The 361-nt window shown below is 70.1% G+C and carries 1 protein-coding gene; it reads left to right on the top strand.

Annotated features, from left to right (window positions below; genetic code table 11):
- Nucleotides 1-361, top strand: a 361-nt coding sequence (locus DZA62_RS35330; protein WP_157988121.1) for a DUF222 domain-containing protein, incomplete at both ends; no start/stop codon positions are given.

Genomic DNA, 361 nt, shown 5'->3' with positions numbered 1-361 from the left:
AGCCCGCGTCCTCGCCGCACTCGCATCACGCCCCGAAATGCGCCCCGACACCACCGGCCACCGCTCACTGAACCCGGTCACCAACACCGCCGCCGAGATCGCCGCACGCTGCCACACCACCACCCGCCAAGCCGAGAACCAGGTCGGCCACGCCCTCCAACTCATCGACGACTTCCCCCACACCCACGCCGCGTTGTCCACCGGCCTGATCGACCACCGCCGCGCCCGCGTCATCACCGACGAACTCGGCGGCCAACACCCCGAGGTCCGCACACGCGTCGAGACAGCAGCGCTACCCGACGCGCCCGGACTCGACGCGGTCGCACTGCGCAAACGAGTCAAGAGGCTGCTGCACGAACTG

The organism is Jiangella endophytica, from assembly GCF_003427025.1.
GTDB lineage: Bacteria > Actinomycetota > Actinomycetes > Jiangellales > Jiangellaceae > Jiangella > Jiangella endophytica.
This window is presented reverse-complemented; position numbering and strand designations above follow the sequence as displayed.